The organism is Candidatus Nanopelagicales bacterium, assembly GCA_018003655.1.
Lineage (GTDB): Bacteria > Actinomycetota > Actinomycetes > S36-B12 > UBA10799 > JAGNDY01.
The window spans coordinates 1-5,738 of record JAGNDY010000106.1; the positions used below are offsets into that span (position 1 = coordinate 1).

At 64.2% G+C, this 5,738-nt stretch carries 5 protein-coding genes; 1 reads left to right on the forward strand and 4 read right to left on the reverse strand.

The window, feature by feature from the left end:
- A partial coding sequence (locus tag KAZ48_10430) for an alkane 1-monooxygenase (GenBank protein MBP7973207.1) occupies nt 1-1,071 on the reverse strand: 1,071 nt, incomplete at its 3' end.
- A gap of 217 nt (nt 1,072-1,288) precedes the next feature.
- Here KAZ48_10430 and KAZ48_10435 point away from each other — a divergent pair.
- Complete coding sequence (locus KAZ48_10435) at nt 1,289-1,738, forward strand: hypothetical protein (GenBank protein ID MBP7973208.1); 450 nt, start codon at nt 1,289-1,291, stop codon at nt 1,736-1,738.
- 26 nt (nt 1,739-1,764) lie between these two features.
- On the opposite strand, the gene KAZ48_10440 is transcribed toward KAZ48_10435, so the two are convergent.
- From KAZ48_10440 to KAZ48_10450, 3 genes are all read right to left on the reverse strand, one after another.
- On the reverse strand, nt 1,765-3,162 hold the full coding sequence (locus KAZ48_10440; GenBank protein ID MBP7973209.1) for an MFS transporter: 1,398 nt from the start codon (nt 3,160-3,162) through the stop codon (nt 1,765-1,767).
- The gene (locus KAZ48_10445) at nt 3,159-4,907 is read right to left on the reverse strand and encodes an amidohydrolase family protein (protein ID MBP7973210.1); all 1,749 of its coding nucleotides are present in this window, start codon (nt 4,905-4,907) and stop codon (nt 3,159-3,161) included. Before KAZ48_10445 ends, KAZ48_10440 begins: the two co-directional genes overlap by 4 nt.
- A gap of 145 nt (nt 4,908-5,052) precedes the next feature.
- A partial coding sequence (locus KAZ48_10450) for an alpha/beta fold hydrolase (protein MBP7973211.1) occupies nt 5,053-5,738 on the reverse strand: 686 nt, incomplete at its 5' end.

Here is a 5,738-nt window from a genome sequence, read left to right on the forward strand (position 1 = left end):
GGATTCAACGATCCCGTAACGGGCTAGCACCCGCTCACGTTTGGCAGGTTGGATGTTGGCACGAGTCATGTCGCCATCGAAGTGATCGGCGACCTTCGGGTCCATCACTTTGAACCACAACGGCGGCGCCATTGCGAGCATGATCATGCCGGCGTAGCCGGTTGGCAGCACGGGCGCCTCGTCAATGTCGCGCAGGGCTTGATACCGCCGCGTCGGATTCGCATGGTGGTCGCTGTGCCGTTGCAGGTGATAGAGCAAGACGTTGGTCGCGACGTTGTTGCTGTTCCAACTGTGGCCGGGTCGGACGCGTTCCCACCGACCGGTCGCCTCGCGCTGACGCAGCATTCCGTAGTGCTCCAGGTAGTTGACGAACTCCAACAGCGCAATGCCGACGGCTGCCTGGATCAGCAAGTACGGCAAGATCCCGATGCCGAACACCACCAACAGCACCGCCCACAGGGCAACCGACATCAGCCACGCGTTGAGCACGTCGTTGCGGATCGACCAGTGGCTTTGGTTGCGCCGCTTGAATCGGGGCTGTTCGATGCGCCAGGCGTTCTGGAAACTACCGACGATCGTGCGCGGCAGGAAGGCGTAGACGGTCTCCCCGACCCGACTGCTGGCTGGGTCCTCCGGTGTCGCGACGCGGACGTGGTGGCCGCGGTTGTGCTCGATGTAGAAGTGGCCGTAGAACGATTGGGCGAGGGCGATCTTGGCCAGCCACCGCTCGACTTTCTCCTTCTTGTGACCGAGCTCGTGGGCGGTATTGATGCCCACGCCGGCAACCATTCCGACAGTCAGCGCGAGACCTACCTTGTCGACGATTGTGATGTCGCTGTAGGCCCACATCCAGCATGCCCACACCAGCGCGAGGTATTGCACCGGCAGGAAGATGTAGGTCACCCAGCGGTAGTAGCGATCGGCCTCGAGCATGGTGATCATGTCGTCGGGCGGATTGGATCGGTCCAGGCCGGCGACCAAGTCGATGGCCGGGATGATGCCCAGAATCATGATCGGGCCAATGAACCAGAAGACTCCCAGGCCGGTGAGCTCGTAGAGTCCCCACCCCATGAACGGGAACAGCGGCACCAACAGGCCCAGCAGCCACAGGTAGCGCTTGTGGTCGGTCCACTGCGCGGTGGTCGGATCGCTGGTGACGGTCACGGGACCTCCGGGGTGTGCGTTCGCGGGGTGACTGGTTTACAGAAAGGTACCCAATGTAAAGCAATGTCGCAAGGCTTCGCTGAAACCCTGGCGACTCGTTGCGGCCCGCAACTACGATTCGCGAGTGAGCCGTCAACGCGTCCTGCCGCCAGTGGAAGTGCTGGTGCGGTGGCGCGACGAGGGCCTGACCCAGCAGCAGATCGCCGATCGGGTCAATACCACTGACGAACGGATCGTGTCCGGGGAGCTCGCGCAGGTGACCCGCTCGGCCGTGTCGGTGGCACTAGTCCGGGCCGACAAGGCCGACCAGCGCAACAGATACAGCGCAGAGATCCCCTGGTCCCCGATTAGACCTGAGCACCAGAAGGATCACTCGCTCACGATGCTGCGGACCTGGGCGCGTGTGAACTCCAGCGACGCGACCTTGCCGCAGAAGGCTCGCGACCGGTACGAACGGTTTGCCGCCCGACTCGAACGCGACAACGTGGTGGTGGATTACAACGAGCAGTCCGGCTTCTCGCTGGTGCCCCGTCGACCCGGCGTTGACACCGGCTTGATCCGAGCGCCGAATTAGCTGGCCAGGCGCGCCCGGGCCGGCCCCTACGCGTCGATAAGTTCCGGTTGTCCCGCCACCTCAAGTTTGTAGCGGCGCTGGAACAACATCGCGATGACCATCATCACGGCGGGAACAATGGTGAAGCCCAGCAACAGGGCGGTCTCGGCCGAGGAACTCTGCGTGACGGGGTTGTCGGCGGTCGCGGCGACGAATCCGCCGAGGCCCAGGACTGCCGCGTAGATGTAGGGGCCGAAGGCGGTTCCGGTCGCTTCGGTGGCAGTCCACACCCCGGTGTAGGAGCCGGCCTTGGAGCCGTCGGGGCTCGCAGCGCGGGCGACATCGGGAACCATCGCGTAGGCGAACAGTTGCAGACCCGCGAACGCCGTGCCCAGGACGACGACGATCAACACAGTGGGCGCAAACCCGATCACCGGACCAAGCAGCAATGCCAGTGCACCTGCTGCGAACATCAGCTGGCAGATGATGAGGCCTCTCTGCTTGCCGATCCGTTTGGAGATTCGCAGCCAGATCGGGGTCGCGATGAGCGCCGGACCGAGGAACGCACCCATGAACACCGCTGTGAGTTTGCTGTTGTCGAAGACGTACTCGGCAAAGAACGGAACCCCGGCCAGGAACAGGTGCGTGGTCGCGCCAGTGAAGAGGTAGGACAAGACCAAAGCACGGAAGTTGCGGTCCGCCCACGCGACCTTCAGTCCAGCGACCAGTCCCACATGCTCGAGTTCGGGATTGCGGTGCTCGCTGGTCATGAACTTGCTCAGACTCTTGACGCTTGCGATCGCGATGAGCGCGGTCACCAACATGACGATGCCCAGGCTCAGCGCCATCAGCGAGTAGCTGCTCCGCTCTTCCGAGGCAACCAACGCCGGTGCGGCGACGCCGGCACCAAGCAGGCCGAGGATGAGCAGAAACATCCGGTAACTCATCACGCGGGTGCGTTGGAAGTACGAGACGTCCAAGTCACTCGGGGTGGTGATGTAGGGAACCTGGAAACTCGCGAACGAGATGTTGCCCAAGATGTAGAAGAAGCCCACCCACACCGCCGCGGCCGCGCCCGACATCGCGGCTGGCACTGAGAACATCGCAACCATCGCGAGCCCGAGCAGCAGGCCGAAGAACATCATCATTCGTCGGTTGCCACGCTTTGCAAGTTGGCGGTCGGACACGCTGCCGAACCACGGGTGCATCACGATGTCGAGCAGTTTGGGCAGCAGCAGCACCAAGCCAGCGATGAACGGGTTAACGCCGACCACATTGGTGAGGAAAAACAACAGCAGTAGTCCGGGGACGGTCACCCAGACGCCCATGCCGATCGAGCCGCTGGCAAACGCGATGAGTTGCCCCGAGGAGGGTGCTGGTTCACCTGCCGTGGCGCCGCCGGCGGTAGACACTGTTCCGGCGCTCTCGCTCGCTGGTTGAGTCACGCGACTGTGCCGGACATTGCGGGTGCGTCCTGTGGCCCGCGGATGAGCGTGCCGGGAAGCTCGCCGGTGAACTCGTCGTTGGCAACCGTCTGAACGCCACCGCAGAACGTCGCCTTGTACCCGCTGGCGTGCTGGACCAGGCGGCGCCCGCCAGCCGGCAGGTCGTAGGCGACCGCTGGCCGGTCGAACGTCAGGTTGTCGTAATCGATGACGTTCACGTCGGCCCGGTACCCGGGAGCGAGCACTCCGCGATCCAGCAGGCCGTAGATTTCCGCAGCCTGCTTGGTCTGCCGGTAGATCACCCACTCGAGATCCAGCTTCGGGCCGCGATCTCGGTCCCGGGTCCAGTGGGTGAGCATGAACGTCGGCATCCCGCCATCGCAGATCGCGCCGCAGTGAGCGCCACCGTCGGCCAGGCCCATCCTGGTGAACTCGTGCTGCTGCAGGGTGTACGTCGCGGACAAGTCGCCGTAGGAGTAGTTGAAGATTGGCAGGTAGAGCATGCCCTGCCCGTCGTCGGCGACGAGCTCATCGATGATGACGTCGACTGGGTGGCGTCCGGTTGCCGCAGCAACCGACTCCACACTGGTCTCCTGGGTGGGCTCGTAGTCGATGTCGTCATCGGCCATCAGGTACATCCGGCCGTACTCGACTGCGAGCGCAGCGAGTGGAATGCCGTCGCCGATGGTCGCTTCGGTCTTGAGCCGTTCGCGGAAGGCTGGGTCGTTGAGCTTCTCGACGCGCTCGACCAGTGGAAGCTCGGCGATCTCCCAGTACGCCGGGCAGACCAGCAGCGGGTGGGCCGATCCCTCCAGGCACAAGATGATGCCGATGCCTCTGCCTGCCACCTGGGCGAAGATCGGGAGGCCGTCGGCGTGGGCCTGCTCCAGCAGCGGTAGTACCTCTTGCCAGACATCGGGAGCAGCCATGCTCTGGTTCATCGACACCATGACGGGTCGCTGGATCTTCTCCGCCAGCTCGCGCATCCAGGCCCACTCCCGGGTCACCAGGGTGGGGTGGTCGGTGGCGAACTGGAATACGCCGGTGCCGCTACGACTCATGGCTTCGCCGAGGACCATGAGTTCGTGAGCCGGTGCGTCCGTGCCGGGGACGAGTTCGCCGTCGGAGCCACGGTGGATCTGCGTGCGGGAGGTGGAGAAACCGAGGGCACCGGCGTTCATTCCCTCCACGACGATCGCGGCCATTGCCTGCAGGTCATCCTCGGTGGCGGCCAGGTCGTCGCCTGCTCGGTCACCCATGACGTACGCGCGCAGAGGTCCGTGGGTCACTTGCGCGCCGACGTCCATCACCTTGGGCAGAGCAGCAATGGTGTCGAGGTACTCGGTCAGCGATTCCCAACCCCAGGTCAGGCCCTCAGTAAGTGCTGAGCCGGGGATGTCCTCAACACCTTCCATCAGTTGGATCAGCCAGTCGTGTTTGTCCGGTCGAGCAGGTGCGAAGCCAACCCCGCAGTTGCCCATAACTGCGGTGGTGACGCCGTGCCACGAGGACGGGGTCAACCATTGGTCCCAGGTGACCTGACCGTCGTAATGCGTGTGGTGATCGACCCAGCCCGGCGTGACGAGCATGCCGGCAGCGTCGATCTCGCGTTCGCCCGTGCCGGGCAGGTCCGGTCCCACCGCGGCGATGACCGAACCGGTGATGGCAATGTCTGCGATGCGCGCAGGTGCGCCGGTCCCGTCGATGACTCGGCCATTACGAATGACAACATCGAAATCTGCCACGTTGCTCTCCTGTTGCTGGGTGAACTGACAAACCCGCAGACTGCCGATCGCGGGCCCTGACGACAGGTTCGAAACTAACGGAGATCGGCTCGCATGGCACCACCTGAGTTGCAGAAATACCCGGCCGGACGCTTTTGACGCCAGCTCAGCCGAGGTTCAACGGCGCCATCCGGTCGGCGCCGGGAAGTGGCGGCGCATCGGCTGGACATGTGACGTCAACCCAGTCGAGAACCGTGTCCAGCACCTCGCGCCAGTTGCTGTCGAGCATCACGTCGTGCCCACCGGGAACCCACAGCAACTGCGCGTCCACAGCGGCCGCGCACCGGCGAATGTCGCCCGCCTCGATCAGAGCATCCTCTTGCGCGCCGACCACCAGCACCGGACTCGTGATCGGACGGACGCGTTCGGGGTAGACCATCGCGTACTGCGCCCATGGAGATTCTGGACCGAGCCGACTGACGTACTTCTGGGCCTCGGCCGCTGGTAAGCCGGCGAACAGATCCTCGGCAGTGAGCCGCAGCGTGCCACCGGCCATCATTTTGGCCAGGGTCAATGGTTTGCGGCGAGCACCGGCGAGGGTGCTGTAGGGGATGCCGCCAGTGGGCACCGGAGTGAGCAGAACGCCCGCGCGGGCCGGGTACCGCTGGAGCACTCGTTGGGAGACCAGCCCACCAAGTGAGTGGCCCACCAACACTGGCGCGCTCGGAAGTGTCGCGATCGCTTGCAACACGTCGTGCACGTAGTCACGAAGTCGCGTGCGTTTCAGTTGCTGGGCGCCACCGGATCCACCGTGACCCCGTAGCGACAGGGCATAGCTGGAGTACCCGCGCT